The organism is Cellulomonas telluris (genome assembly GCF_004886325.1).
In the GTDB taxonomy this organism is placed as follows: domain Bacteria; phylum Actinomycetota; class Actinomycetes; order Actinomycetales; family Cellulomonadaceae; genus Cellulomonas; species Cellulomonas telluris.
On sequence record NZ_QXFN01000039.1, the window covers coordinates 1 to 618 of the forward strand.

Consider the following 618-nt stretch of genomic DNA (forward strand, 5'->3'; position numbering starts at 1 on the left):
AGGACTGGCTGGCCGACGCGGACGCGCCGATGACCTGGCGCCTGCGTCGCGAGCTCGCCGGCTCCGGCGCTCTCGGCGTCCTCGCCTCGCACGCCGTCGACCAGGTGCGCTACCTGACCGGTCACGAGGTGAGCGCCGTCAACGCGATGACGCAGACGTTCGTCCCGCGACGCGCCGGCGAGTCCGGCATGGAGGACGTGACCGTCGACGACGCCGCGTGGAGCACCATGCGCACCGACCGGGGCGCCGTCGTCAGCCTCGAGGTCTCCCGGATGGCCTCAGGACGCAAGAACGCGCTCGAGATCGAGGTCTACGGCAGCACCGGCGCCCTGCGGTTCGACCTCGAGTCGCTCAACCACCTCGACGTCGCGCTCGACGGCGCCGACAGCTTCACCCGCAAGCTCGTCACCGACCCGGGTGACCCCTACATCGACGGCTGGTGGCCGCCCGGCCACGTCCTCGGCTGGGACTCGACCTTCACCAACCAGGCTGCCGACTTCCTCACCGCGCTGGCGGCGGGGGAGGAGCCGACGCCGTCCTTCGAGGACGGGCTCGCCGTGCAGCGCGTGCTGGCCGCCATCGAGGCGAGCGCGGCCCGGGCCGGCAGCTGCGTCGAGG

General features: G+C 73.0%; 1 protein-coding gene. It reads left to right on the forward strand.

Features of this window, described 5'->3' with window-relative positions:
* A partial coding sequence (locus tag FB586_RS18620; RefSeq protein ID WP_246036990.1) for a Gfo/Idh/MocA family protein occupies positions 1-618 on the forward strand: 618 nt, incomplete at both ends.